Origin of the sequence: Kitasatospora sp. NPDC001527 (assembly GCF_040298605.1) — a bacterium.
GTDB lineage: Bacteria > Actinomycetota > Actinomycetes > Streptomycetales > Streptomycetaceae > Kitasatospora.
Map to the genome: position 1 here is coordinate 16,661 of NZ_JBEPAM010000004.1, position 25,802 is coordinate 42,462.

Genomic DNA, 25,802 nt, shown 5'->3' on the forward strand with positions numbered 1-25,802 from the left:
TTCTGGGGTCGCACCCGGGCTCTCCGCCATCCGCCCCCGGCACGTTGGAGCCGTGGGTGTCCTCGCCGGCGGCCGCGCCGGATCCGGGCCCGCGTCGCCGGCTACGACGCGGGCCTGCGGGGGCACTTCGTGCTGCCCGGGCTCAGAACGTCGGGCAGATGTGCGTGCGCACCGCCGCGAGGATCTTGGCGCTCTTCTCCGGGCCGAAGCCCTGGGGGTGCTGCGGCGAGGTGAAGCGCTGGGCCGTCAGCTCCACGAGCTTCGCCTCGTCCTTGGAGTGCTGGGCGACCGAGCTGCACTGGTCCCGGCCGCGGCTGACCGCCCGGTCCGGCTTGTCCCCGACGATCTCCGGGTCGATGGCGGTCAGGGCCGCGATGTACTTCGCCGTCGTGGCCGCATCCGGCTTCGGGGGCAGTCCGCCGGGCGCGGCCGACGCGGGCGCGGGCGCGGCCGGGGTGGTGCCGGCGGGCGCCGGTGCCTGGGTGCTCGGCGCGGCCTCCGGGGCGGCCGGGGCGGGCGGCGCCGAGGTCGGCTGCGCCGCCGCCGCGGTGGTCGACGCGGCGGTGCTCTTCGCGTCGGTGCTCGCCGCCGTGCTGGAGCAGGCGGTCAGCCCGGCGGCAAGCAGGGCGGCCGCCGTGACGGCGAGGCCGGTGGTACGGGTGCGCATGGTCTTCCTCGGAACGCAGGGGTGTGATGAGCGGACCATATCCTGTTGGCCTACGACGAAAGCCCGCCGAGCGAGGCGGGAAGCGGCCCCTTGCTACAGGGCGAAGGGGCGGTAGCCGAGCGCCTGGTCGACCACCTCGGCCGCCGTGGGGTCCGGTGCCCCGGGCCAGAAGATCAGCCCGGCGACGTGGCCGCGCGGGCAGGCGAGGCCTCGGTCGAGTGCCTCCAGCACCGCGTCCGTCCCGGCCTCGTCGGTGTACCGGCCGTCCATGATTCCCTGCACCAGCGCGATCGCGCTCGCACGGTCCAGCGCCGTCACGGCCACCCTTCCTGAGCTTGACGCCTGGGCACGATCCTCCCACCTGCACCGACGCGCCGGCGCTGCCGGGCCCGGAGCCGTTCGCCGGGCCCGACGCGATTCGCCGCGCCCGGGATGTCGAGATCCCACCGCCGGTACCGACTCCGGGGTGAGCGGCGCCCACGAGGCCCGCGGCCGCAGACCGAGAAGGCAGGAACGAACGTCAGGCGGGAACTCGTGCAGCAGGCCGTCGACGAGCCGTCCGGTGACCCCGGACGTCCCGTTCTTGAGGGCCTCCGCCGGTCCGGGGGGTCACCCCAGGCCGAACCAGGGCAGGCACTCCCGCAGTCCCTCGATCGTCACGGGGACCCGCCGGTGTTCCCGCCACTGGTCGGAGGTGAGCCGGAGCCGGCGCAGGACGGCGGCCCGCCCGCGGACGACGTGGTGCTCGACGCCGTCCTCGCGGTACCCCAGCTTGCCCGACACCCCCAGCGACGCGGTGTTGTCCGCATAGGCGCCGGAGGTGGCGTGCCGCGCGTCGAGCCCGGCGAAGGCCAGGTCGAGCACCGCGGCGCGCATCTCGGTGCCCAGGCCCCGGCCGTGGTGCGTCCGGCCGAGCCAGGAGCCGGTGTGGACCTCACGACGGACCGCGAAGTCCCGGGCGCCGATGCCCTGGGTGCCCACGACGACGCCGTCCTGCAGCACGACGAGGTTGAGCTCCCAGTTCTCCGGCTGCCACTCGCCCCAGCAGCGCCAGTGGTACTGCAGGACGCTCCGCGCCCGCGGCTCGGGCGCCACGTCCGTCCAGGCGACCGTGAACGGCTGCACGGCCGGGTCGTGCACGCCCTCGGCGGCGAGCGAGGCCAGCGCGGCGAGTTCCTCCGGGCCGGGCAGCCGCAGTTCGAGACGGGGGGTGGTCAGCCGCAGTCCGGTGAGCGGCCAGTGCGTCAGCAGGCTCATGCCGAAGGATTCTTCCGGTCTCCTCCCGGTGCGACCACCGGATATCGCCGGGCCGCCCGCCGCCGCGTTCGGTTGCGGCCCGGTGACATGGAACGCGCGGTTCCGTCGACTTTTCGCACTAGTTTCGATCGTGCACGCCGCCACGCGGCCCCCGAAGTCCCCGCACACGGGGGGACGGGCCGCCGTGCGCGCCCTCACCCGTACTGCGCCCAGGAGTACCGCATGTCCCGCTCGACGACCCGCCGTGCGACCGCCGTCCGTACGCTGGCCGGCACCGTCCTGGCCGCCGCGCTGATCGTCCCCGCTGCGACGGCCTGCAGCTCCACGGCCGCCGCGCCCGCCACCGCCGAGGGCACCGGGCCCGTGACGGCGGTCACCACGGCGCCGACCACGCCGGCCACGCCGGCCGCGCCGACCAGGCCCACTGCCCCGGCGACGCAGACGCAGACGCAGACGCCGACCCCGCCCGCCTCGCCCAGGCCCACCACGCCGGCCACGCCGTCGGCCCCGTCGGCCACACCCGCCAAGCCGAAGCCCTCGGTCCACGGCTTCCCCCTGGTGGACGGCAGCACGGCCGAGGTCCAGCAGAGCGGGCCGCAGAACTACACCGCCAGGATCGTCAACAAGGGCACGGTCCTCGCCACCTTCGGGACGAAGGACACCGACGCCGGGCTGAACGCCAACGGCATGTTCGTCGTGCTCTCGCTGGACGGCCAGGTCCACTCCTGGATGGGCGGCGGTCACCAGGGACCGGGGACGTTCAAGCTCGCGGGCGGCTGGACGGCCAAGGTCACCGAGGTCGGTGAACTCCACTACCGCGCACAGATCCTCGGCCCCGACGGCGCCGTGCACGGCACGCTGGAGGCCGACCAGCACGACGCCGGAGGCGTCGCCAACGGCGTCTACATGGTGCTCTCCGCCGGGGGCGAGATCAGCGCCCACCTCTGAGCGGCGCCCCGTGCCACCGGAACCGTGACCCGGGCCCGGCCCGGCGTGGCAGGATCGTCCGCCATGCAGATCATCGACAGCGGGCACTTCAGGCCCGGCAACGACGGTTCCGCCGACTACGCGGAGCACCTGACGGTTCCCGCACTGAGCTTCGGCACCTACTCCGTTCCGGCGGGCGCCGTGGACGGGCAGTCGCCGCACAACGAGGACGAGATCTACGTCGTGACCCAGGGGCGGGGCTCCTTCACCGCCGGCGGCTCCACGGTCGAGGTCGGCCCCGGTACCGCCCTCTTCGTGCCCGCCCGGGAGGAGCACCGCTTCCACGACGTCACGCAGGACCTCGTGGTCCTCGTCTTCTTCGCCCCGGCCTACAGCGGCGTGCCGCAGGACTCCTGACGGCGGCGGACGCCCGCCTCGGCGGCCTCGGCCCGGCGCGGGCTGACGGGCCGTAGACTCGGCCGCGAGCCGAACGGGACAAGGGCCGAACGGGACGAGGGCCGATGGACTACTGCCGCCACGAGCTGAGCAACTGCGCCGAGTGCGCCCCGCGCACGCGGCCCGGGAGGGGCGCGCCCGGCGCGGAGTGGGAGGGCTGGCCGGCGTCCGCGATCATCATCCACGCCAGTCGGATCGCCCATCTGCCCGGCTGCGGCCACATCGTCCCGGCCGACGTCCGACCGCCCGTCTACGGCTGGGTGCTCGCCCCCTCGCCGGGGACGTGGCGCCGGCTCTCCGACTCCAGCCCGCTCCAGGCCACCGAGGGCAACACCAAGCGCACCGCGGTGAGCCGCTGCCAGACCTGCGACGCGACCCAGTAGGCCCTACGGGGAGCTCAACTCCTGACGGCGGCGCGGCGCGAGATGTCGGCCTGCCGAACGGCGCGCTCGGACCGGACCGGGTTCGTAGGGGACGAGGCTGAACGTCCGCAGGCCGAGCCGGTCGAGAGCCTTGAGGCCGGCCACGTTGCCGACCCGCTCGGCGCCGACGCCGAGGGCGGCGCCGATGAGGTGCCGCATCGGCCACAGCCGGGTGCCGATGAGCACGCCGTGCGTGGCGACCTCGCCGGGCTCCCGGTCCCAGGTGACGGCCGCGATCCGCTCCAGGGACAGGGTCCGCCTCTCGGCGGGGTTCCGAAGCGCTCTCTCGACCGATTCCACGGCACATCCCTCCCGACGCACGGTTTCGCGCCGACCCTGCCGTGCGTGGCGGCGTAGCGGTCCGGTGGTGTGGAACGCGCGGCTCCGTCGACCTCCCGCACTGGGTTCGACCGTGCTCGCCCTCGCCCCGCTCCTGCGCGACACGCCCCTGACCAATTCGGACGGGGGCGTGTCGCGCGGGCAGGAGGAGCGGGCTGGTGGCGGCGCCGGCTACTCGACCGCGCGCAGTGCGTCGACGATGCCGAAGCCGTAGAAGCCGTTGTGGCGCCTGCCGCCCGCACAGGTGGCGTCCACGACGCCGTCGCCGTCCCCGTCGTACGGGTCGGCAGGGCAACCCGGGTTGTCCGCATGGGCCTTGAGCAGAGCCTGCAACTGGGCCGGTGTCGCCTGCGGATGGGCCGACTTCAGCAACGCCGCCACCCCGGCGACGTGGGGCACGGCCATGGACGTGCCCTGGTGGTAGCCGTACTGGTTGTTCGGCAGCGTCGACAGGATGCCGCCTTCCCCGGACGGCGTGTCCGAGGCCACGTACCGGTCGCCGCCTGGCGCCGCGACGTCGATCACGCCGAGGCCGTAGCTGGAGTAGTACGACTTCGCGCTCGCTGGGCCGGTCGCGCCGACCGTGACGACGCCCGGCAACTGCGCGGGCAACTGCGGGCACCTGCGTGGGTCGATCGTCCGGTTCCCGGGGGTGGAGTCGTTGGGGCCGCCACCGCTGGTGAAGGCCCTGGCGGCCAGGTCGTGGTTGGAGTTGCCGGCCCCGGCGAGGTTGAGGGTGCCCTTGCGCTGCGCGTAGAGCTGGGCGCGGTTGACCGCGTCGACGATGGCCTTCTGGTCGGGGTCGTCCAGGCAGTTGTACTGCCACGGGTCCACGTAGTAGCTGTTGTTGGTGATCTGCACACCGTGGTCGGCGGCGAACACGAAGGCGCAGACGACGCTCTCGGCGTAGATCAGCTGGCGCGGGGTGGGCTGGGAGACGGTGATGCCGGCGACCTTCACGCCGGGCGCCACGCCCGCGACGCCGGTGCCGTTGCGGGCCGCGGCTATCGTGCCCGCCACGTGCGTGCCGTGGAAGTGGTCCGCGGTCACCGGCCGCCAGGAGCCGTAGGCGGTGTCGGCCTTGCCGCTGACGCAGTTCGCGGACTGCGACGGGGAGAAGTTCGCGGTCAGGTCCGGGTGGGTGTCGTCGACGCCGGTGTCTATCACGGCGACCGTGACGTTCCCGCTGCCCGGGTTGATCTTCGCCGCCTTGTCCGCGCCGATCGCCCGCAGGTCCCACTGCTCCGCTTCGAGGGGTTCGGTGCCGTCGCCGGACACCTTCCCGCTCGTCGCGGCCGCGGCCGCGACCTCCGCCTCGGAGAGGTACCGCACCGGGCCCTCGTCGGCCGTCGCCGCTGTGCCCAGCGGAGCGGTCCGCGTGGCGCCCGCCGACCGCACTCCGCGCACCGCGCGCAGTCGCTTGCCGAAGTCGGGGTTCGCCGAGTGGGCGACGATGACGCCGATCCCGTCGTACGTGGCGACGACGGTGCCGCCGGCCGCGGTGACGGCCCGCCGCACCGCGGCGGTCGTGCGGCCGTCGGTCTCGGTGTTGACGACGTACGACAGGGATTGGGCGTCCCCGGCCTGCGCGGCCGACTGTGCTCGTGGCGTCGCCGAGGCCGGCGTGGGGAGGGATCCGAGCGAGGCGGCCAGTGACAGCACGATCGGTACGGCCAGGCCGAGCGGGAGTAAGGAACGTCGTCTTGCCATCTGGTCTCCACATCATCATCCGGGTGGGGGACCCGCCCGAGGACGGAGCGTCGGTCGGGCAGGCGAATGACTGGTATGACGGGTGGTGCCCGAGTGAAGCTATCCCGCCCCCTCGCCAACCGGCAATGAGTCGGCGGCGACTGACAACGGGTGCGCCGATCCTCACGGTCGCCGGCGATCGGCCCCACCTGGAGGCCGCGCTCGCCGGCCGCCGCCGATCCCGTGGTTCCGGACAGCCGGGGGCGGGTTCGGGCCAGCCGCGCCGGATCGCGGTTCGTGGGCCGCGGGTCGGCACGTACCGTCGAAGGGCGCGTCGGCACCGTTCTCAGCGCATGCCCCGTACCGGTCCTCCACAGCGCGTCGTCCGCCCGCATCGTGTGAATCGCCGAGGTAGGGAGTCCTTCATCGTGCCCGCTCTGCTGAAGTACGAGATCGTCACGGATCCGACATCGCTCCAGGTGTCCACCGACGGGGTGCCGTCGGTCGGGACGGTGTACGTGATCGCCTCCAACACCCACCAGGCCGCCGTGGACTGGGAGTACATCGACATCGAGGTCCCGGTCGGCAAGGACGCCGAACACCTGACGGACAACCCGGCGGCGATCCGCGCGACCGTCAGCAAGACGGGGAACCGCAAGTGGCGGGTGACGCCGACCGTCGTGTGGGACGGCCAGGACCGGTTCCGGGCGAAGGACCCCGGCGAGGACAAGGTGACGCTGCGCGGCCACGAGGCCCTGGTCCTGAAGCTGGAGAACATCCCCGTCTCCGGGGTGGAGGGCCTGGTCCTGCTGACCATCCACGAGAAGGCCGAGGGCGGCGACAACGTCGTGGCCGAACGGTCGGGCCACTACACCACCGTGCTGGGCGTGGCCAAGCAGACCTCGAAGGCGCCGCGCAACTTCCGGGCGGAGAAGTCCCTGCTGAACGTGGACGCGGGGGAGACCCTCGTCCTGGAGTGGGACGGCCCCAGCAACCTCGACTACTGGGTCCTCGACGCGGAGGGCGCCCCGATCGAGCACATCGTGGCGTCCCTGCAGGGCCCGGTCGTCCAGGACGGCTACTCGGTGGTCGTCGACACGCCGAAGCGGGGCACCACCTACACCCTGGTGGCCGCGGCGGCCGGCGCCGACCGCACGCAGGCCGGCTTCTTCCTCACCACCACCGTCCACGCCCGCATCCCCGAGTTCGAGAGCGGCACGCGCGCGCTGTGGATCGAGGGCACGGCGGCCAGGGGCCGCGTCGGCTTCGTCGCGGACGGCGTGGAGATCCGGACCGACGCCCACGCGCCCGGCCGGGTGGCGGCCGACAGCGCCGACGTGCAGAGCGTGAAGACGGTGCTGGTGCGGGGCCGCGGGGACGCCGACGGGTGGATCGACTTCCCCGAGACCGGCATCGACGTCTTCCACGGCCTCCAGCGGGACCTGGGCACGGTCGACGCCGACACCGTGCGGACGAGGCTGGTGCACGGCCGCGAGGAGGCCGACGGCGGGATCGACTTCCCGCGGAGCGGCATCAACGTGTTCCGCGGTCCGCAGCGGGAGGCGGGCAACGTCACCGCCCACCTGGCCGACGTGGACGGCGTGAAGACCAGGTGGGTGCAGGGGCGTGACGACAGCGCCGGGTGGATCGACTTCCCGGACGCCGGGATCAACGTGTTCCACGGCTCGCAGCGGGACCTGGGCACCGTCACCGCCCACGGGGTCCACAGCGCGTGGGTGCAGGGCCCGGACGGCAGCGCCGGGTGGATCGAGTTCCCGCCCGCCGGGCTGAACGTCTTCAAGGGCGAGGGCAGCCGGCAGTGGGGCACCGTCGCGGCCGGCAAGGCGGACCTCGACGACCTGCTCACCGCCCGGGCCGTGGTGAAGGAGCGCCTGACCATCCAGGGCGGGCTGACGGTCGGTGACGTGCTGGAGACGCAGGAGGGCCCGGCCCGGCTGGTCGTGCACGGCCGGCTGGAGGCGCAGGACGAGGTGCACGCCGGCCGGGACCTGGTGGTCGACGGCAGCCTCACCGTGCACGGGGACGTCCGGCCGCTGCGGAACCTGGAGGTCGGCGGCACCGTCAGCGCGGGCGACCTGACCGTCGGGGGCAAGCTGACGACCAGCGGCGACTACGCCCTCACCGTCCACGGCGACTCGGTCTTCGAGGGGAAGGTCAACGCCAACCGGCACCTGTCCGTGCGCGGCGAGAGCGGGTGGATCCTGCACGTCAACGACGAGAAGCTGGCGATCCAGGGCGACTTCTGGGTCAGCGGGCAGTCGCTCTTCCACGGGAAGGTCAACGCCAACGACCACCTCTCGGTCCGCAGCAAGAGCGCCGGCTGGATCCTGCACACCAATGACGACAAGGTGGCGATCCAGGCCGACCTGCGGGTGCACGGGGCCTTCCGCGCGGACAGCTGACGGCACTCGTCACGTTTCGTACGGGCTCGACGCCACTGCGTGAGAGACTGGCGTGGTCAGCGTGATCCGCATGCAAGGAGAAGACATGGCCGAGCGCGAGAACGGCACCGTGAAGTGGTTCAACGACGAGAAGGGCTACGGCTTCATCACCCCGGAGTCCGGTCCTGACCTGTTCGTGCACTTCAGGGCGATCGAGGGGAGCGGCTTCAAGTCCCTCGTCGAGGGCCAGAAGGTGACGTTCGAGGCGGTCCAGGGCCAGAAGGGCATGCAGGCCGACAAGGTCCAGGTCGTGGCCTGACGGAGGCGCTTCCGAACGGGGCCCGCGCGATGCGCGCGGGCCCCGTTCGGCGTTCCCGTGCCCGGCGGCCTCTACACTTTCCGCCACGGCGGCGGCGTGGTCCTGACGTCCCACCACCTCTTCGGCCCCGGCCCCGAAGGGGCCGAGCCCGCCTGGCAGCACCGGCTCACCGGCGTCCTCGCCCGACCCCCGACCCCCGACCCCCGGCCCCCGGCCCCCGACCCCCGACCCCTGACCCCTTTCCCCGACGCCTGATCCCTGGTCCTTCCCGAACCGCAGTCCCACACTCACCGAGGAATCACCATGCGCACCCTGATCAGCACCGCCTTCATCTCCCTCGACGGCGTCGTCGAGGCCCCCGGCGGCGAACCCGGCTACCGCAACTCCGGCTGGACCTTCAAGGACGTCGAGTTCGTCCCCGAGGCCTACGAGATCAAGGGGCGGGAGCAGGAGGAGGCCACCGCGATGCTCCTGGGCCGGGTCAGCTATGAGGCGTTCAGCCAGGTCTGGCCGGACATGGCGGAGTTCGCCCGCTACAAGGAACTGCCCAAGTACGTCGTCTCCACCACCCTCGCCGAGGACGACCTGGTGGAGAACTGGGGCGAGACCACCATCCTGCGCTCGCTCGACGAGGTCGCCGCCCTGAAGGAGACCGAGGGCGGCCCGATCATCGTCCACGGCAGCGCCTCCCTCAACCGGGCCCTCTCCGACGCCGGCCTCGTCGACCGCTACCACCTGCTCGTCTACCCGCTGCTGCTCGGCGCCGGCAAGCGCCTGTTCAGCAGCACGGACAAGGACGCCCAGAAGCTGAAGCTCGTCGAGCACGAGGTCTACTCCAACGGCCTGCAGAAGCAGATCCTCGACGTCGTCCGCTGACGCCGCCGCCGACCCCGCCGCCGACCGGGCCTTCCCCGGCACCGCCGGAGGCCCGGACGGTCGGGGATGGCACGATGCGGGGATGACCGACCATCAGAACACCGTCGTCCCGCTGGAGAGCTACGACCTGGCCGAGATCTTCGGGGACACCCAGGACGCTTTCGGGGTCGCCGCGCTGGGGTTCACCTGGCGGCCCAAGGAGCACCACGTCGGCATCCGCGACGAACCGGACGGCCGGCTCGTCGCGCACGCCGGGCTGGTCGTGCTGCCGCTGTCGGTGGGCGGCCTGCGCACCGACGTCGTCGGGCTGGGCGGCGTGGCCGTCGCCGCCGACCGGCGCGGGACCGGACTCGCCCGCGCCGTGGTGGACGGGGCGCTGGCCCGCGCCCGCGGCCTCGGCCCGCACCTGGCGATCCTCTTCTGCCGGCCCGACGTGGCCGGCCTCTACGCCCGCCTCGGCTGGCACCCGCTGGAGGTCCCCGTCGAGGTCGAGCAGCCGGCCGGCCCGACGGTGATGCCGCTGCGCACCATGTGGTTCCCGCTGCGCGAGGGCGCTCAGTGGCCCGAGGGCGCCGTGCGGCTGCACTCCCTGCCGATGTGAGGGACGGCCGCCGACGCGAGCGCGGGCCGCCGATGTGACGGCACGCCACGGGGGCGCGTGCGGGGCCGGGTTGTCAGTGGCGCGTGCGATGCTTGGCCGGTGGTGTTCGATTTTGAGGCCGAGCTCTGGATCTGGGACGCCCGGCGCGCCGACAGCTGGACCTTCGTCAGCCTGCCCGTCGAGGCCTCCGAGGAGATCCGCGACGTGGCCGCCGGGCCGCGCCGCGGCTTCGGCTCGCTGCGCGTGCGGGTCACCCTCGGCAGCAGCAACTGGCAGACGTCGATCTTCCCGGACAGCAGCCGAGGCTGCTACGTCCTGCCGGTCAAGCGCGCCGTCCGCACCGCCGAGGACCTCGAACCGGGCGACACCGCCGCCGTCACCGTCGAACTCCTCGACCTCTGAACCACCGGCCCCGGCCCGTCACAGCATCCGCTGGTACTGGAAGGTCACGTGGGTCGGCCGGTAGCCCAGGGCCTGATTGACGCTCCGCATGGCGGCGTTCTCCTCGGCCGTGTCGGTCACCAGACCGGCCAGCTCCGGGTGACGGCCGCGCGTCCGGCGGATCGCCTCGGCCTTCATCCGGCGGGCGAGCCCGTGGCCGCGGTGCTCGGGCAGGACGGCGGTGCCGTAGTGCAGACCGTCGCCGAGCCCGTCCGCCGGGACGACCAGCTCGCTGAAGCCGGCGATCGTGCCGTCGGCCACGGCGAGCGCCGCCACCGTGAGCAGGTGCTCGCCGCGCTCCGCGACGGCCCGGGCCACCGCCCGCAGCCGCTCGACGTCCCAGGTCACCGTGCCGTGGTCGACCTCACCCATCGGCATGTCGTCCATCGCCCGGCGCGCGGCGGCGTACGACGCCGCGAACCCGTCGGGGACGGTGCCGTCCCAGGCCACCAGGCGGTAGCCCCCGCCCGCCTCCTCGGCCGCCCCGCCCCCGCCCGCCGTCGCCAGGTCCAGCCGTGCGTGCCGCAGCGTCAGCGCCTTGCGGAACCCGCGCGCCAGCAGGAACGCCTCGCCCGCCGTCCCGCCCTCCGCCGGCGCCACCACGGCCCGCCGCCCCTCCGAACGCGCCGTGGCCAGCGCGGCCTCCACCAGCCGCGACCCGACACCGCCGCGCCGCTCCACCGGATGCACCCGGACCGCCAGTTCCGCCAGGTGCGCCTGCCCCGGATCGGTGAGCAGGCGCAGCGACGCCGTTCCGACCGGGTTCCCCTCCCCGTCCGCCGCGAGCCAGACGAGCCGCCGGCTGTACGGGCCACGCTCGGGATCGGCCAGAGCGGTGATGCGTATCGACAAGCTCTCTCCAGGTCAGCACCGAAGGTCCGCCGAACGACGAACCGGGGCACCTTACCCGCCGCCGACCGGTCGGAAACCGGTGGCCGGGGGTGCAGGTAGCTGTACCCCCCTCGGGCAGCTGGCTGCAATGGCAGGGCTCGGCCGGGACGGAAGAGTCGACGTCGCAAGGACGTGATCGGGCGGACCGGGAGGCGGACGACATGCGGGGACGGGGAGCACGGGGACAGCGGGTGGCGTGGAAGGCGGAGGCGGTGGTGTTCCTCGCCGTCGCCTTCCCCGCGGCCGGGGCGCTGGCGGCGCTCCAGCCGGCCACCGGGATCCCGGAGGAGGTGGTCCAGCTCACCCAGTTCGGCCCGGCCGCCGGGGTGCTGGTGGCGGCGCTGGTGTGGCCGGAGCGGATCCGCGGGCGGCTGGCCGGGCTGGGCACCGGTGCCCGGGCGACCCGCGCGGACACCGCCTGGGCGGGACCGGGCCGCGCGGGGTGGTGGCTGCTGCTCACCGCGCTGCTCGTCATCGTGACGGCCGCCGGGGCCTACGCGCTGCTCGACGGTGACGCCCGGCTGACCGACCCGCGCTCCCTCGCCCACCCGTTCACGCTGATCGTGCTGGCACAGCTGGTCGGGGCGTGCGGCGAGGAGATCGGCTGGCGGTGCTTCCTCCAGCCGCTGCTGCGCACCCGCTTCGGGCCGCTCGCCGCCTCGGCGCTGGTGGGCCTGCTCTGGGGCGGGTGGCATGTGCAGGTGTTCGCGCGGCGGCCCGGGTACACGGCCGGGTTCCTGCTGGCCACGGTGGCGATGTCGGTCGTCCTCGGGCTGGCGCTGGAGGGCGTACGGGCGAACCGGCTGCTGCTCGCCGGCGGCTTCCACACCCTGGTCAACCTCGGGATGCTGCTGACGATGGACGAGGAGGGCGGCACGGTGGCGCCCATGCTGCTGTTCGGCGGCGCCTGCCTGCTGGCGGCGGTGCCGTGGGTGCTGCGGGCCCGCGGCACCCACGGCCGGTGGCACCACGACCACCCGCTGCCGGCCGCGCCGGATAGGATCCCGGCGGCGCGGCACGGGGCGCGCTGAGGTGACGGAGCGACGGGCGGGCATGGCGGCGGGGCGGGACGGGACGGCGGGGGCCGGCGCGGGGGCGGTGCCCACGGCGCGCGCCCAGCTGCTGGCGCTGGCCCGCTGTCAGCGGCTCTCGCTGTACTCCATCGCGGTGAGCGCGGCCGGCGCGCTGGTGGTCGGGGCGCTGATGCTGCTCCCGGTCGGGGTGGGCCGGCCCTTGCTGCCGGGCGCGGCGCAGGCGCTGCGCCGGCTGTCCGACCGCTACCGCTCCTGGACGGAGCTCTGGACGGGGACCACGATCAGCCCGCCCGAACCCCTGCCGCCCGCGGACGGCCCGCGGAGCCGGCGGGCCGTGCGCATCCTCGGCGACGACGGCTTCTGGCGGGACCTCAGGTGGTCGTGGCTGGAGCCGTGGACCGGCGGGCTGCTGGTCGCGGTGCCGCTCACACTCGCCGTGTTCGGGCTGTTCGGTGCCGCCGTCCAGCCCTTCGTCTGGCCGTGGCTCGGCCCGGGCAACTGGTACGCCTTCGTGCTCGTCGACTCCACCGGCTCGATGCTCGCCGCCGCCGTGCTCGGCCTGCTGTTCGTCGCGGCGGGCCTGCGGCTGGCGCCCACCGCGCTGGAGCTGCACGCCCGCTGGAGCCGCCGGGCCCTCGCCGCGCCGTACACCACCGAGCTGGAGCGGCGGATCGAGCACCTGACCGACACCCGCGCCGAGGCGCTGGACGCCCGCGCGGACGAACTGCGGCGCATCGAACGGGACCTGCACGACGGCGCGCAGGCCCGGTTGGTCGCCGTCGGCATGGCCCTGGACGAGGCGACCCGGCTGCTGGACACCGACCCCGGCGGCGCCCGGGCCCTGCTGCGGGAGGTGCGGGCCGGCTCGGCGCGGGCGCTCCAGGACCTCCGCGACCTCGTCCACGGCATCCACCCGCCGATCCTCACCGACCGGGGCCTCGGCGACGCCGTCCGCTCCCTCGCCCTGGACAGCTTCCTCGACGTGCACGTCACGGCCGGCCTGCCGGGGCGCCTGCCGGCGCCGGTCGAGACCGCCGCCTACTTCGCCGTCGCCGAGCTGCTCGCCAACGCGGCCAAGCACTCGGGCGGCCGCGAGGTGACGGTCCGGCTGGACCACGCGGACGGCGCCCTGCGCGCCGTGGTCACCGACGACGGCCACGGCGGCGCCCGCCCGGACGGGGGCACCGGCCTGCATGGCGTGGTGCGCAGGCTGAGTACCGTCGACGGAACCCTCGCCCTGCACAGCCCGCCGGGCGGCCCGACCACCGTGACCCTGGAGATACCGTGCGAGATCCTGTGCGAGAGCCCCGGCGGGACGCCCTGCGCGTCGTCCTCGCCGAGGACCTCTTCCTCCTGCGGGACGGACTGATCCGCACGCTCCAGGAGCACGGCTGCGAGGTGGTCGAGGCCGTCGACAACGGGCCGGCCCTGCTGCGCGCGCTGCGCGAGCGGCGGCCGGACGTCGCCGTGGTCGACATCCGGCTGCCGCCGGGCTTCACCGACGAGGGCCTGCGCGCCGCCCTGGAGGCGCGCCGCGCGCGGCCCGGTCTGCCGGTGCTGATCCTCTCCCAGTACGTCGACCAGCTCTACGCGCAGGAGCTGCTGGCCAGTGGCCAGGGGGCGATCGGCTACCTGCTCAAGGACCGGGTCACCCACACCGCCCAGTTCGTGGACGCGGTGCGCACCGTCGCGGGCGGCGGCACGGTGATGGACCCGCAGGTCATCGCCAAGCTGCTGGCCCGCAGCGACGCCCGGGGCACCACCGCCGAGCTGACCCCGCGCGAGCACGAGGTGCTGCGGCTGATGGCCGAGGGCCGCTCCAACGCCGCGATCATGCACACCCTGCACATCGGCGAGAGCGCCGTCGCCAAGCACACCGCGAGCATCTTCGCCAAGCTCCGGATCGAGGCCTCCGCCGACGACAACCGCCGCGTCCTCGCCGTCCTCGCCTATCTGAAGCGCTGATGGCCCATCAAAGTCCGCTTGCGGCTTGACTTTCACACCGGTGTGAAGGTCCAGGATGGCGCCATGACCGACGAACGGAACGGGTCCCCGCACGGATCCCAGCGCGGACCTCACCATGGACCTGAGCACGGACCTGAGCACGGATCTGCGAAGGACGTCCCGGTGGCCGTCCTCGGCCTCGGGCTGATGGGGCGGGCCCTGGCCGGGGCGTTCCTGCGCGCGGGCCACCCCACCACGGTGTGGAACCGCACCCCCGGCAAGGCCGCCGAACTCGCCGAGGAGAGCGCCGCCCTCGGCGTGAGCACCGAACTCCCCGCCCTGGTCAGGGCGCTGGCGGGGCGTGCGCTGGCGGCCGGGCAGGGCGGCGCGAGCTACGCCGCGCTGGTCGAACAGTTCCGCCGGCCCGGGGTGCCGGGGCCGTCCGCCGGGCCGGCCGAAGGAGAATGACCGTCATGACGACGACCTTCGACCCCCGCGCCCTGCTCGCCGAGAGCCGCCTCGGGGTGCTCGCCACCATCAAGTCCGACGGCCGGCCCCAGCTCTCGCCGGTGATGCCGTTCTACGACCGGTCCGCCGAGAGGCTCTACGTGTCGATGACGGCGGGCCGCGCCAAGACCGCCAACCTGCGCCGCGACCCGCGCGCCGCCCTGGAGGTCACCCGCGCCGACGGGCGGGCCTGGGCCACCGCCGAGGGCACCGTCACCCTGATCGGCCCGTCGGCCGACCCCGCGGGCCCGGAGATCGAGGCCCTGGTCGACTACTACCGGCGCGCCGCCGGGGAACACCCGGACTGGGACGAGTACCGGGCGGCCATGGTCGCCGACCGGCGCGTCCTGATGATCCTCGCCGTCGACCACGTCTACGGCGACCGGCTGGGCTGATCCCGGGCCCTCACAGGACCCGGCCCCTGCGGTGTCCGCCGGTCAGCCGCAGGGGTCGGCGTAGGGCAGGTCGGAGAACGTGTTCTCCCACTCCGCCCGGGCGTAGCGGACCGTCCGGACACCGCAGAGCTCCCGGTGCAGCCGGTCGAAGTCGGCCGGGACCAGGACGCTCTCGGCGCCCAGCAGCGCCAGCGGGCTGCGCGACAGCCCGAGCAGCAGCGCGCCGTCGCCGGGCCGGAACCCCTGGACGGTGAGGCCCGAGCGGTCGAGGCGGGTCTGCGCGAGCAGCTCGGCACCGCCGGTCGGGGCGCCGGCGGCCGGCAGCCGCCAGAGCGCGAGCGGCGCCCCGGCCGGCTCCGTCGACCCCCAGGCGGCCAGCAGGCCCGAGGCCGGGCCGACCGCCAGCGAGGTCACCCTGCTCAGCCCGCCGGGCAGGGCGTACCGCTTGCCGGGGCTGCCCAGGTCGGCGAGGAACGGCTGCCCGAGGTCGGAGAGGGCGGCGACGGTCCCGGCGCGGACGTAGTGGGCCGTGTCGCCGAGCCGGGGACCGGTGGCCAGCCGGGTGGCCTCACCGTCCGGGCCCGGCACCCAGGCGGTGTTCGGCTGGTGGGGCGCCTCGTCCGCGATCACCTCGCGGCTGACGATCAGCCAGTCGTCGCCGCTGGTGCTCAGGCTCTGCGGCTGCCCCCGGACCAGTGCCAGCTGCCGCGCCTTGGCCGGTTCGGTGATGTCCAGGATCCTGAACTGGGTGAAGTGGCGGACGGCGAGCCGGTGGCCGTTGGCGCCGAAGAGCGTGAGCCGGGTGTCGGCGTTGGGGTACTGGTCGGCGACGGTGCCCAGCTGCACCGGGTGGTGGACCTGCTGGATGTCCCACAGGTGCACGGCCGGCGGGGTGCCGTTGTAGACGGCTATCACCGTGCTCCCCGGGCTCGCTCCGACGACCGGGCGGCCCGCGAGCGGTCCGGGGACCGGGATCTCGCCCGCCGGGCGCGCCGTGCCGTCGCTGAAGGACCAGAGCCGCAGCAACCCGGGCCCGGCCATGCCGATCAGCACGTCGCGGCCCTGCAGGAAGCGGACTTCCCCGGTGGCCCCGGGGACGGTGCCGACGGGGGCCGGCGGGCCCTGCGGGCCGAGGCGCCAGATGGTCCCGGAGCGGCCCACCCCGTAGCGGCCGTCGGCCGAGAGCACCGGTTCCCCCTGGTCCAGCGAGCCGGTGAGGAGCTCGGGAAGGCTCTGCACCGGGGGGTTCCAGAGCGTGACGGTGCCGCTCTCGTCCCCGGCAGCGACCGTGCGCCCGTCCGGCGCGTAGGCGGCGGCCCGCAGCCCGGCGCCGCCGGGGACCTCCCGCCGGGCGGCGAGCGGTTCGTCGATCCGGGTGAGCGCCAGCCGCCCCTTCTGATCGACGGTGGCCAGCAGCGGCTCCTGCGCGGGGAAGGAGAGCGAGGCCGAGGCCTCCTGACCGGCGGCCGGATCGGGCAGCGCGGCCGGCCTGGCCGGGTCCGAGGTGTCCCACAGGTGCAGTCCGCCGCCCGCCGCGGCGCCGACCAGCCTCCGGCCGTCCGGGCTGAAGGCCACCGACACCGACGCGCCGGTGCCGAGCTCGGTGACGGTGTGCGGCAGGCCCCGGTCCGAGACGTCCAGGATCCGCACCCGGCCGCCGGCCACCGCCAGGGCGAGCGTGCGGCCGTCGGGGTGGAAGGAGACGGAGTAGACCCGGGCGGGCTCGGAGCCAGGCTCGGGGCCGCCGGGGGCGAGGGCGGGGGAGACGGCGCCGGGGCGGGACAGGTCGCGCAGGTCCCAGAGCCACAGCTTCCCGCCGCTGGTGGACGCCGCGAGGACGGTCCCGTCGGCACTCGGCGACAGGGAGGTGACCGGGCCCGCGTCGGCGGCGGTCCGGGAGACCAGGCGTGGGCGGGAGGGGTCCTCCAGGTCCCAGACCGACAGGTCGGTGGGGGTGTGCACGAGCAGGTGGTTGCCGTCCGGGTGCCAGGCGAGCGCCGCGTTGCCCCGGGCCTCCAGGACCTCCCCGGCGGACGGGTGGTAGCGGTCGGCGGTGTTCCAGATCCGCACGCTGCCGTCGGCGGCGGCGCTGGCGAGGGTGCGGCCGCTGCGGTTGAAGGCGAGGCCGGTGACGAAGGCGGAGTGACCGGTGAGGTGGGCCTGCACCGGCTGGAGGGCGGAGGCCAGCAGCGCGCCGCGGGCCTCGGCGGTCGGGGCGGCGCGGTAGGCGGCCAGGCTCAGGTCCAGGGCCTCGCCCGGGTTCTCCGAGCGCAGCGCCTCGGCCTGGTCGGCGAGCCGCTGCGAGGCGACGACGGCGGCCCGTCGGCGGTCCCGCTCGCCGCGCGCCCGCGCGGCGCTCACCACGGCCACCGTCCCGGCCGCCGTGACGGCCAGCGCGAGCGTGACGGCCAGGGCGCGCCGGCGCCGGTGCCGTCGGCGTCTTCGGCGCTCGGCGGCCCGGCCGGCGTCCAGGAACTCGCGTTCCACCGGGGCCAGCGGGAGGCCCGGCCCCTCGGCGGGCTGCTCCAGGAGGTCCAGCAGGCGTTCCAGCCGCTTGCCGGTGAGCAGGCTCTCCGCGCGGCGCCCGTCCGCCACCCAGGCGGCGGCGCTCTCGGCGATCTCCTGGTGGCGCAGCAGGTCGGCCCGGGACTCGCGGATCCAGCGGCCCAGCAGCGGCCAGCCGCGCAGCAGCGCCTCGTGGGAGATCTGCGCGCCGTGCTCGGAGCGGGTGATCAGCCGGGACCGGTCCAGCGCCTCGATCACGTCCTGCAGGGCCCGCCGTTCCTCCGGCGGCCGTCCCTCCAGCAGCGCGGGCAGGTCCGCGCCGCGGCGCCGTGCCCCGCCGTCGGCGTCCAGGTGGACCAGGCGCAGCAGCACGTCGCGCAGCGCGGCCCGCCCGGGGGCGTCGAGGCGCTCGTACAGCTGGTCGCCGGTGTTGGCCACCGCGTGCCAGATGCCCCGGGTGTCCTGGTAGCCGGCCAGGGTGAGGACCGCGCCGGCGCGGCGCTGCCAGGTCTCGTGCAGCGCGTGGGCGAGGAAGGGCAGGCCCTCGACCGGTTCGTGGCTGCCGCCGCCCTGGCGCAGGTCGTGCAGCAGCCGGTCGACCAGGCCGTTCTCCAGGGTCAGCCCGGCCTCCAGGGCGGGCTGTTCGACCGCCTCGCGCAGCGCGGTGCCCTTCAGCGGCTCGACCGCCAGCTGGTTGCGTTCCAGGGCGGCCGCGAGGTCGGGGTGGGCGAGCGCGTGGCCGTAGGCGTCGGCCCGCAGGGCGAGGACGGTCTCGGGGCGGCCGGGGACGTCGGGGCGGCAGAGCAGGTCGATGAAGCGGTCCCGCTGCCGCTCGTCCTCGCAGCGGGTGAACACCTCCTCGAACTGGTCGACCACCAGCAGCCCGCAGGGGGCGTGCCCGGGCAGCGGGGCGGGGAAGCGGCCCTGGGCGAACGCCTCCTGGACGTCCTCCGCGGTGCGGCCGGTGAGCCCGGCCCACTGCCGGGTGAGGGCGGCCATCGGCGCGGGGCCGGGGGAGGGGACCTCCAGGGCCGGCCAGGGCACGTCCGCCGCGCCGCGGCCGTGGCGGTCGGCCAGCCCGGCCAGCAGGCCGGCGCGCAGCAGTGAGGACTTGCCGGCCCCGGAGGCGCCGACCAGGACGGTCGGCCCGGGCGTCCGCCGGTCGCAGACGGCGTCGAGCAGGTGCTCGACGAGGTCGGCGCGGCCGGCGAACCAGCGGCTCTCCTTCGGCCGGAAGGGCCGCATGCCCGGGTAGGGGCAGGGCACGTTGCCCGGCGGTTCGCGCCGGTCGCCGGGGGCCGGCCGGTAGGCGCGGTTGGGGGCGATGGCGAGGGTGCCCATGTCCCCCTCGCTGTGCGCGCGGGGGCGGACCGGCTCGTGCTCGGCCTGCCGGGCGAGCACCGCGTGCAGGCCGTCCATGGTCAGTTCCGGCAGGCCCTCCGGGTCGCCCTCGGTGAGGACCTTGAGCAGCCGTCCGCTGAACCGGGTGTGCTTGGCGCCGGGCGGCGCGAAGGACTGCGTGAAGTTGTGCGCGGAGGTGAGCAGGAAGCTGCCGACCGGCCAGAGCCGGGCGAAGGGGTCGCGGTCGGGTCCGCCGAAGGGGGCCGCGGCCCGCCCGGAGTAGCAGCAGTCCAGGACCACGATGCTGCCGCCGCGGGCCCGGCCGAGCAGGTCGCGCACGGTGCGGTAGGCGACGGCGTGGGCGATCTCGTGCTCCGTCCGCACGTGCCAGGTGGCGAGGTAGAGCTCGTCGTTGGGGCCGAGCAGGCCGTGGCCGACGTAGTAGAGGGCGACCGCGCCGGAGGCCTCGGCGACCACCCGTTCGACGGTGGCGAGCACCTCGGTCTGGTCGGCCTCGGCCGGCACCGAGTGGATCCGCTCGGCGGGCAGGCCGCAGACCTCCTGGAGCGCGGTCTTCAGGTCGGCGAGCGTGGCGTCGACCGCCAGGAGCGGTTCCAGGGTGGATCCGGGCCGGTGGCGGCCGGTGCCGACGAGGATCGCGTGCGCGCCGGGCAGCGCGCCCAGCCCGGGCTGGGCGCCGCCGCTCACGGCTCCTCCGCCCGGTCGCGGGGCGGCAGCCGACCGGGCTCGGCGGTGTCCTCGGGGGCCGGTCCGGACGACGGTCCGTCGGCGCCGGCCGGCCCGGCCGAGGCCTCGGCGGTGCGGGCGCCGGGCGGCTCGATCGCCTCGGTGACGGCGCGGACCAGGGCGGCCAGTTCCTCGGCGTCGAGCCGGTGGACCTGGTCGGTGGAGACGGTCACCTCGGTGCCGTCGGCCCGGTGGAAGGTGACGGTCCGCCGCTCGCGGCGGCCGCGGATCCAGGCGACGACGCCGCCGACGAGCACGGTGGCCGCCCCGCCCGGCTCCAGCACCGCGATCAGCAGGTCGCTCACCGGGCCCATCGCGCCGGCGGCGGGAGGAGCGCTGCGGCCCGGCCGGATCCGGCCGCGCAGGGCGGGCTCGCCGGCCAGCCAGGCGGCGAGTTCGTGGACGGCGGCGTCCCCGGCCGCCGTGCCGTCCGCGTGCGTGCCGTCCCCGGGGGCGCCGCTTCCGATGGTGATGATGACCTGTGCCATTGTCCCCGTGACCCCCGTCGGCTCGTCCGGACCGGTCCGCCCCGCTTCCGGCCCAGCAGGGCGCGGACCATCTTGACGGTCGCCGCCCGGGGCCGGAAGGGAGCACGGCGGCACACGGCGGGGCGCACGGCGGCACACCCGCACCTCCGAGGGCACCACCGTGCGACCGGGCGCCCGCCGTCCGCCGCCGATCGGGGCCCGGCGGTCGGGTGCGGGCGGTCAGGTGCGGGCGTCGGCCGGGGAGACCGGGCGGTGCATGGTGGTGACGGCGCCGAAGCCCAGCAGGCCGCGCAGGTACGGGGTCCGTTCGGTGCGGGTGGCCGTGAAGCCGTGCCGCTCGTAGAGCGCGCGGGCGCGCGGGTTGACGTCGATGACGTCGAGCCGCACCCGGTGGCAGCCGTGCTCGGCGGCGACGGCCGCGACCTCGGTGAGCAGCCGGCCGCCCGTGCCCAGGCCGCGCCGGCCGGCGTCCACGGCGATGCCGTCCATGACCAGCTCGCCCGGTTCGGGGGTGCGCTCGAAGAGGGCGAGGACGGCCAGCCGGGGCAGGCCGCGGAACAGGCCGTAGGCGGCGAGCACGTCGCCGGGGCTGCCGCCGGTCAGACCGCGCCCGCCGAGCCGGTAGCCCGCCACGCCGACGACCTCCCCGCCGTGCACGGCGACGACGCCGCGGTCGTGGTGGAGGTGCGCGGCGATGAACGCCCGCCCGGCCTCGGGCGGGTCGAGCGCCGCGCCGAGCTTGCGGCCGAAGGCCTCCCAGTACAGCGCGGCGACCCGCGCCTCGGCGCCGGCCGGCACCGCGCGCAGCAGCGTCGGACCGCCGTTCCCGTCCTCGGTCCCCATGGTGGCGCGCCCCTCTCGTTGCCGGCCTCGACTTGCGCGATCGAGCATATAACGTTCATCCTCGAAACGAGCGTTTTCGAAGCGATAGTTTTCGGAGGGGATTCCATGACGCGGGACCGAGCCGGGACGACCACCACCACGACCACCACCGCGACCGCCGCCCCGGACGGGGGCCGGGCCGGTCCGGCGCGCCTCGCGGACGTCGACGCGCTGCGCGGATTCGCGCTGTTCGGCATCCTGACCGTCAACATCACCTACCTCGCCTCCGCCTACCACGGCACCGGCGTCGACGAGCCCGGCTTCGGCTCACCGCTCGACACCGCCGTGCGGGCCGTGGTGGCGCTGCTGTTCGAGGCGAAGTTCTTCCTGCTGTTCTCGTTCCTCTTCGGCTACAGCTTCACCCTGCAGCTCGACTCCGCCGCCCGGCACGGCGCCCGCTTCACCCCGCGCTTCCTGCGGCGCCTGGCCGGCCTGTTCGTGCTCGGCGGGCTGCACGCCGTGCTGCTCTTCCCCGGCGACATCCTCACCACCTACGCGGTGCTCGGGCTGGTCCTGCTCGTCCTGCACCGGATCCGGCCGCGCACCGCGGTGCGCACCGCCGTGGTGCTGTTCGCCGTCACCTCCGCCGCCTACCTGCTGCTCGCCCTGGCCCTGCGCGGCGCCGACGGCGGGGACCCGGCCGTTGCCGCGGCCGACGCGCAGCGGGCCACCGAGGCCCTGCGCGGCGGGTTCGGATCGGTGGTCGGCGCCCACCTCGACCAGCTGCCGGACGTGCTGTTCCTGCTGGCGTTCTTCCAGGCCCCGGCGGCCCTCGCGGCCTTCCTGCTCGGCCTGGCGGCCGGCCGGCACCGGGCGCTGGCCGACCTCGCCCGGCACGAGCGCACGCTGCGCCGCCTCCAGCTGCTGGGCTTCCCGCTCGGGCTGCTCGGCGCGGGCGTCTACACCTGGTCGGCGCTCGCCCACCCGGGCGCCTCGGCCCAGGTGTTCGCGCTCGGGGTGGACGTGGTGACCGCGCCGGTGCTGGCCGCGGCGTACGCGGCCACCGTGCTGCGCCTCGCCCGCGGGCGGTACGGGCGGCGGCTGGTGGCGGTGCTGGCGCCGCCCGGGCGGATGACGCTGACCGACTACCTGACGCAGTCGCTGGTCTGCGTGCTGGTCTTCACCGGGGTGGGGGCCGGGCTGGTCGGGCGGGTTTCGCCGGCCGGGGTGGCGGCGATCGGCGTCGCGCTGTTCGCGGCGCAGGCGGTGGGCTGCCGCTGGTGGCTGGCCCGGCACCCGTACGGGCCGGTGGAGTGGCTGCTGCGGGCATTCACCACGCTGTCGCGGCCGCGTTGGCGCGGCGCGGCGGTGCCCGGCCCGGCGGCCGGCGGCGCGGGGTCCGGGGACGCGGCGGTGCCCGACCCCCGGCGGCCGCTCAGCTGAAGTCCAGCGATCCCGTCCGGGTGCGCTTGAGCTCGAAGAACGCCGGGTGCCCGGCCAGCAGCCGGACGCCGTCGAAGACCCGGACGGCCTCCTCCCCGCGCGGCACCGCGTTGAGCACCGGCCCGAAGAACGCGGTGCCGTCGACGTGGATGGTCGGGGTGCCGACGTCCTCGCCGACCGGGTCCATGCCCGCGTGGTGGCTGCGGCGCAGCGCCTCGTCCCAGTCGGTGGTGTGCGCGGCCTCGGCCAGCTCCTCCGGGAGGCCAGCCTCGGCCAGCGCCTCCCGGACGAGCTTGTCGTCGGCCTCACGGTCCTCCAGGTGCAGCCGGGTGCCGAGCGCGGTGTAGAGGTCGCGCAGCACCTCGACGCCGTGCTGCTCGGCGGCGGCGGTGCAGACCCGGACCGGGCCCCAGCCGGTGGCGAGCAGTCGCCGGTAGCGCTCGGGCAGGCCCTCGCGGCCCTCGTTGAGCACGGACAGGCTCATCACCCGGAAGGTGAGGTCGAGTTCCCGGTGCTTCTCGACCTCCAGGATCCAGCGGGAGGTGATCCAGGCGAACGGGCAGACGGGATCGAAGTAGAAGTCCACGGTGTTGGTCACCCGGCCGAGCGTAGGGGCCTGTCGGACCGCCAGGAAGGGCCGGTCCCGCGCGGATTTCCTGGGCCACTTGCCGGGCTCGGCCGCCGGGCGCCGGCGGGCGCGCGTCGGCCGCACGCTGGGCGTACTCGCTGGGCGCACTCGCTGGGCGTACTTCGGGGGCGCCCGCGACGCGCCCGGGCTGCGAATCCACTCTCAGGGGTGATGTGGCGTCAGCATCCCTGCTCGGCGGCCTCCCCTGTCCGCAGGAAACCCTTCCTCCATTCGGGTGAATTCGGACCTTCCGATGTTTTCGATCATGGGCGACTATGCTGCGGCCCCGTCAGGCCCTCGCGAAGCCCTCGCGATGGGCGGTCCGGGACGAGGGCGGGAGCCGACAAGATGATGGGACCGGCGCATTCGCTGTCCGGCGCGGCAGCGTGGCTGGGCGTGGGGGCGATCGCGGAGGCCATGGGTGAACCGATGCCCTGGCCGGTGCTGCTGACGGGAGCGCTGATCTGCGCGGGCGCCGCGCTGGCGCCGGACCTCGACCACAAGGCGGCGACCATATCCCGGGCGTTCGGCCCGGTGTCGCGGATCCTCTGCGAGGTGATCGACAACCTCTCCTACGCCGTCTACAAGGCCACCCGCAGCAAGCACGACCCGCGCCGCTCCGGCGGCCACCGCACGCTGACCCACACCTGGCTCTGGGCGGTGCTCTGCGGCGCGGGCGCCTCGGCCGTCACCGTGTACGGCGGACGGTGGGGCGTGCTGCTGGTGCTCTTCGTGCACATGGTGCTGGCGATCGAGGGGCTGCTGTGGCGGCAGGCCCGGGTCTCCAGCGACGTCCTGGTCTGGCTGCTCGGCGCGGCCGGGACCTGGCTCATCACCGGTGTGCTGGACAAGCCCGGCAACGGCGCGCTCTGGCTGTTCGACCAGCCGGGGCAGGAGTACCTGTGGATCGGCCTGCCGATCACCCTCGGCGCGCTGGTGCACTGCCTGGGCGACGCGCTGACCGTCTCGGGCTGCCCGGTGCTGTGGCCGCTCCCGATCGGCCGCAAGCGCTGGTACCCGCTGGGTCCGCCGAAGGGGATGCGGTTCCGGGCCGGCAGCTGGGTGGAGCTGAAGGTGCTGATGCCGGTCTTCATGGGCGCCGGCGGCCTGTGCGCGGTCGGGGCGCTCGGCTACTTCGACTGAGCGGCCGTGCCGCCGTCCGGCGGACCGTCGACGGGCCCCGCACGGGAGGGATTCCTCCGGTGCGGGGCCCGTTCTCGCGCGCCCGTTCCGTGGGCCCGGGGGCGTGGTGTCAGTGCTGGTGCCCCGCCCCGCCGTGCCCGCTCGCCCCGGCGGCCGGTGCGGTGGTCGGGGTGGTGGTCGGCGCCGGGGTCTGCTCGGCGGCGGGCGCCGGGGCACCGCCCACGGGGAGGGTGAACGCCGCCGTGTGCACGGTGCCCTGGTGCTGGAAATCCAGGAAGAGCCGGTACTCGCCGCCGCTGGGCGCCGTGGTGGTGAAGGTGACCGCCGGGCCGCCGGCCGTGGCGGCGCCCTCGGGCAGGTGGCCGTCGGGGTGGACGTGCAGGTAGGCGAGGTCGCCGGCGCGCAGGGCGACCAGGTGACCGGCCGCGCCGAGGTACGGCTGGAGGTCGGTGACCGGCCGGCCGTCGCGCCCGACGCTCAGCGTCAGCTGCCCGGCCCGGCCCGGGGTGAGCTCGCCGTCCAGGGTCACCGTGTAGCCGTCGACGGTGACGGTCCGTCCGGTCGCCGGCAGCGGGGCCGGGCGCAGCTCGCCGGCGGCGTGCAGGTCGGCGCCCAGGGTCAGGCCCTCTTCGGCACCGGCCGGGGTGAAGTCGGCGAACACCCGGTACTCCCCGGCGGCCGGCAGGGCGACCGGCGCGCTCCAGGTGCCGTCGGCGGCGCGGACGGGGTGCAGGTGCTGGAAGGTGGCGAGGCCGCGCGGGGCGACGATCAGGTGCAGCTCCTTCTCGTGCGCCGGGCGGTAGTCGGTGACCGGGCGGCCGTCGGCGCCGAGGATGCGGAACCTCAGCTCGGTCGGGGCGCCGGCGGTGACGAAGGCGTTCTCCAGGGCGAGCGTGTAGCCGCGTTCGGAGATCCGCAGTCCGCCCGGCAGTTGCTCCTGACCGGCCGCGGCGCCCGTGGCGGCGGGGGCCGGCGTGTGCCCGGCGTGCGCGGCGTTCGCGGGGCGCGGGGCGGGCGAGCTGCCGCCGGTGAGGTGGCCGACGCCGTACGCGGCGCCGAAGGCGGTGGTCACCCCGGTGGCGAAGGCGGCGATCTTCAGGGCGGTGTTCATGGCGGACTCCTTGCGGCTCGGGCGGTGCGGTGGGTGGGGGAGCGGGGGTGCGCGGCGGGCGGAGCGGTGATCGGGGCGGTGATCGGGGCGGCGGTCAGGGCGGCTCAGGCCCGCATCAGGCGGGCGATCGCCTGCGAGGCCTCGGCGACCTTGGCGTCCGCGTCGGTGCCGCCGCGGGCGATGGCGTCCTGGACGCAGTGGCCGAGGTGGTCGTCGAGCAGTTGCAGTGCGACCGACTGGAGTGCCTTCGTGACGGCCGAGATCTGGGTGAGCACCTCGATGCAGTAGCTGTCCGTGTCGATCATCCGCTGCAGTCCGCGGATCTGGCCCTCGACCCGGCGCAGTCTGCGCTGCACCTGGTCCTTTTCGTGGTGGTAGCCGGTCATGGCGGATCTCCCGGGATCGTC

Annotated in this window: 26 protein-coding genes and 2 pseudogenes; 15 read left to right on the forward strand and 13 right to left on the reverse strand. The window is 75.2% G+C overall.

Annotated features, from left to right (window positions below; genetic code table 11):
* Positions 1–142: 142 nt before the first annotated feature.
* The 4 genes from ABT238_RS05410 to ABT238_RS38750 form a co-directional block, all read right to left on the reverse strand.
* Entirely contained in the window at positions 143–667 is a 525-nt protein-coding gene (locus ABT238_RS05410; protein WP_350572015.1) for a hypothetical protein, read from the reverse strand.
* A gap of 93 nt (positions 668–760) precedes the next feature.
* Positions 761–985, reverse strand: coding sequence for an e9imm peptide (locus ABT238_RS05415; protein WP_502891397.1), 225 nt, complete (start codon positions 983–985; stop codon positions 761–763).
* A gap of 291 nt (positions 986–1,276) precedes the next feature.
* Positions 1,277–1,924 (reverse strand): GNAT family N-acetyltransferase, encoded by a 648-nt coding sequence (locus ABT238_RS05420; RefSeq protein WP_350755600.1) that lies wholly within the window; start codon positions 1,922–1,924, stop codon positions 1,277–1,279.
* A 194-nt stretch (positions 1,925–2,118) separates the two neighbouring features.
* Positions 2,119–2,496, reverse strand: a complete 378-nt coding sequence (locus ABT238_RS38750; RefSeq protein WP_502891398.1) for a hypothetical protein — start codon at positions 2,494–2,496, stop codon at positions 2,119–2,121.
* Here ABT238_RS38750 and ABT238_RS38755 point away from each other — a divergent pair.
* The 3 genes from ABT238_RS38755 to ABT238_RS05435 all read left to right on the forward strand — a co-directional run bounded on the left by ABT238_RS38755 (position 2,483) and on the right by ABT238_RS05435 (position 3,690).
* Positions 2,483–2,872 carry a hypothetical protein gene (locus ABT238_RS38755; RefSeq protein WP_502891399.1) on the forward strand — a complete coding sequence of 130 codons (390 nt, stop codon included), beginning with the start codon at positions 2,483–2,485 and terminating at the stop codon, positions 2,870–2,872. The genes ABT238_RS38750 and ABT238_RS38755 overlap by 14 nt on opposite strands.
* Before the next feature lie 63 nt (positions 2,873–2,935).
* Positions 2,936–3,268, forward strand: coding sequence for a cupin domain-containing protein (locus ABT238_RS05430; RefSeq protein WP_350572020.1), 333 nt, complete (start codon positions 2,936–2,938; stop codon positions 3,266–3,268).
* A 104-nt stretch (positions 3,269–3,372) separates the two neighbouring features.
* Positions 3,373–3,690 (forward strand): hypothetical protein, encoded by a 318-nt coding sequence (locus tag ABT238_RS05435; RefSeq protein WP_350572021.1) that lies wholly within the window; start codon positions 3,373–3,375, stop codon positions 3,688–3,690.
* A gap of 3 nt (positions 3,691–3,693) precedes the next feature.
* Here the strand turns inward: ABT238_RS05435 and ABT238_RS05440 are convergent, their stop codons facing one another.
* Positions 3,694–4,029 (reverse strand): hypothetical protein, encoded by a 336-nt coding sequence (locus ABT238_RS05440; protein WP_350755602.1) that lies wholly within the window; start codon positions 4,027–4,029, stop codon positions 3,694–3,696.
* A 210-nt stretch (positions 4,030–4,239) separates the two neighbouring features.
* Entirely contained in the window at positions 4,240–5,778 is a 1,539-nt protein-coding gene (locus tag ABT238_RS05445) for a S8 family serine peptidase (protein ID WP_350572022.1), read from the reverse strand.
* A 407-nt stretch (positions 5,779–6,185) separates the two neighbouring features.
* On the opposite strand from ABT238_RS05445, the gene ABT238_RS05450 reads away from it, so the two are divergent.
* The 5 genes from ABT238_RS05450 to ABT238_RS05470 all read left to right on the forward strand — a co-directional run bounded on the left by ABT238_RS05450 (position 6,186) and on the right by ABT238_RS05470 (position 10,357).
* Positions 6,186–8,180: a polymer-forming cytoskeletal protein gene (locus ABT238_RS05450; protein WP_350755603.1), complete on the forward strand. Its 1,995-nt coding sequence runs from the start codon at positions 6,186–6,188 to the stop codon at positions 8,178–8,180.
* Positions 8,181–8,265: 85 nt separating this feature from the next.
* Positions 8,266–8,478: a cold-shock protein gene (locus tag ABT238_RS05455; protein WP_350572024.1), complete on the forward strand. Its 213-nt coding sequence runs from the start codon at positions 8,266–8,268 to the stop codon at positions 8,476–8,478.
* Between the two features lie 303 nt (positions 8,479–8,781).
* The gene (locus ABT238_RS05460) at positions 8,782–9,354 is read left to right on the forward strand and encodes a dihydrofolate reductase family protein (protein ID WP_350572025.1); all 573 of its coding nucleotides are present in this window, start codon (positions 8,782–8,784) and stop codon (positions 9,352–9,354) included.
* A gap of 82 nt (positions 9,355–9,436) precedes the next feature.
* The gene (locus tag ABT238_RS05465; RefSeq protein WP_350755604.1) at positions 9,437–9,955 is read left to right on the forward strand and encodes a GNAT family N-acetyltransferase; all 519 of its coding nucleotides are present in this window, start codon (positions 9,437–9,439) and stop codon (positions 9,953–9,955) included.
* A 99-nt stretch (positions 9,956–10,054) separates the two neighbouring features.
* The gene (locus tag ABT238_RS05470; RefSeq protein WP_350572027.1) at positions 10,055–10,357 is read left to right on the forward strand and encodes a DUF1905 domain-containing protein; all 303 of its coding nucleotides are present in this window, start codon (positions 10,055–10,057) and stop codon (positions 10,355–10,357) included.
* Positions 10,358–10,375: 18 nt separating this feature from the next.
* On the opposite strand, the gene ABT238_RS05475 is transcribed toward ABT238_RS05470, so the two are convergent.
* Positions 10,376–11,248 (reverse strand): GNAT family N-acetyltransferase, encoded by an 873-nt coding sequence (locus tag ABT238_RS05475; RefSeq protein WP_350755605.1) that lies wholly within the window; start codon positions 11,246–11,248, stop codon positions 10,376–10,378.
* Between the two features lie 230 nt (positions 11,249–11,478).
* On the opposite strand from ABT238_RS05475, the gene ABT238_RS05480 reads away from it, so the two are divergent.
* The 5 genes and pseudogenes from ABT238_RS05480 to ABT238_RS05500 all read left to right on the forward strand — a co-directional run bounded on the left by ABT238_RS05480 (position 11,479) and on the right by ABT238_RS05500 (position 15,167).
* Positions 11,479–12,318: a CPBP family intramembrane glutamic endopeptidase gene (locus ABT238_RS05480; RefSeq protein ID WP_350755606.1), complete on the forward strand. Its 840-nt coding sequence runs from the start codon at positions 11,479–11,481 to the stop codon at positions 12,316–12,318.
* A gap of 1 nt (position 12,319) precedes the next feature.
* The gene (locus ABT238_RS05485; protein ID WP_350755607.1) at positions 12,320–13,690 is read left to right on the forward strand and encodes a sensor histidine kinase; all 1,371 of its coding nucleotides are present in this window, start codon (positions 12,320–12,322) and stop codon (positions 13,688–13,690) included.
* On the forward strand, positions 13,642–14,286 hold the full coding sequence (locus ABT238_RS05490; RefSeq protein WP_350572285.1) for a response regulator transcription factor: 645 nt from the start codon (positions 13,642–13,644) through the stop codon (positions 14,284–14,286). The genes ABT238_RS05485 and ABT238_RS05490 overlap by 49 nt, the downstream gene beginning before the upstream one ends.
* Positions 14,287–14,448: 162 nt before the next feature.
* Positions 14,449–14,637, forward strand: a pseudogene (locus tag ABT238_RS38760) (NAD(P)-binding domain-containing protein); the annotation flags it as partial.
* 101 nt (positions 14,638–14,738) lie between these two features.
* Complete coding sequence (locus ABT238_RS05500) at positions 14,739–15,167, forward strand: PPOX class F420-dependent oxidoreductase (RefSeq protein WP_350755609.1); 429 nt, start codon at positions 14,739–14,741, stop codon at positions 15,165–15,167.
* A 42-nt stretch (positions 15,168–15,209) separates the two neighbouring features.
* On the opposite strand, the gene ABT238_RS05505 is transcribed toward ABT238_RS05500, so the two are convergent.
* From ABT238_RS05505 to ABT238_RS05515, 3 genes are all read right to left on the reverse strand, one after another.
* Complete coding sequence (locus ABT238_RS05505) at positions 15,210–19,721, reverse strand: caspase, EACC1-associated type (RefSeq protein WP_350755610.1); 4,512 nt, start codon at positions 19,719–19,721, stop codon at positions 15,210–15,212.
* Positions 19,718–20,248 carry an effector-associated constant component EACC1 gene (locus ABT238_RS05510; RefSeq protein ID WP_350572277.1) on the reverse strand — a complete coding sequence of 177 codons (531 nt, stop codon included), beginning with the start codon at positions 20,246–20,248 and terminating at the stop codon, positions 19,718–19,720. The genes ABT238_RS05505 and ABT238_RS05510 overlap by 4 nt, the downstream gene beginning before the upstream one ends.
* Positions 20,249–20,467: 219 nt before the next feature.
* Positions 20,468–21,091 carry a GNAT family N-acetyltransferase gene (locus ABT238_RS05515; RefSeq protein ID WP_350572278.1) on the reverse strand — a complete coding sequence of 208 codons (624 nt, stop codon included), beginning with the start codon at positions 21,089–21,091 and terminating at the stop codon, positions 20,468–20,470.
* A 105-nt stretch (positions 21,092–21,196) separates the two neighbouring features.
* On the opposite strand from ABT238_RS05515, the gene ABT238_RS05520 reads away from it, so the two are divergent.
* The gene (locus tag ABT238_RS05520) at positions 21,197–22,513 is read left to right on the forward strand and encodes a DUF418 domain-containing protein (protein ID WP_350755611.1); all 1,317 of its coding nucleotides are present in this window, start codon (positions 21,197–21,199) and stop codon (positions 22,511–22,513) included.
* On the opposite strand, the gene ABT238_RS05525 is transcribed toward ABT238_RS05520, so the two are convergent.
* Positions 22,506–23,111, reverse strand: a complete 606-nt coding sequence (locus ABT238_RS05525; RefSeq protein ID WP_350572280.1) for a mycothiol-dependent nitroreductase Rv2466c family protein — start codon at positions 23,109–23,111, stop codon at positions 22,506–22,508. The two genes, ABT238_RS05520 and ABT238_RS05525, sit on opposite strands and share 8 nt — an antisense overlap.
* Before the next feature lie 378 nt (positions 23,112–23,489).
* Between ABT238_RS05525 and ABT238_RS05530 the strand changes: the two genes are divergently transcribed.
* The gene (locus ABT238_RS05530; RefSeq protein WP_350572281.1) at positions 23,490–24,284 is read left to right on the forward strand and encodes a metal-dependent hydrolase; all 795 of its coding nucleotides are present in this window, start codon (positions 23,490–23,492) and stop codon (positions 24,282–24,284) included.
* Between the two features lie 109 nt (positions 24,285–24,393).
* Here the strand turns inward: ABT238_RS05530 and ABT238_RS05535 are convergent, their stop codons facing one another.
* Positions 24,394–25,395 carry a DUF8832 domain-containing protein gene (locus ABT238_RS05535; RefSeq protein WP_350755612.1) on the reverse strand — a complete coding sequence of 334 codons (1,002 nt, stop codon included), beginning with the start codon at positions 25,393–25,395 and terminating at the stop codon, positions 24,394–24,396.
* A gap of 104 nt (positions 25,396–25,499) precedes the next feature.
* Positions 25,500–25,775: pseudogene (locus tag ABT238_RS05540) on the reverse strand (metal-sensitive transcriptional regulator); the annotation flags it as partial.
* Positions 25,776–25,802: the final 27 nt, after the last annotated feature.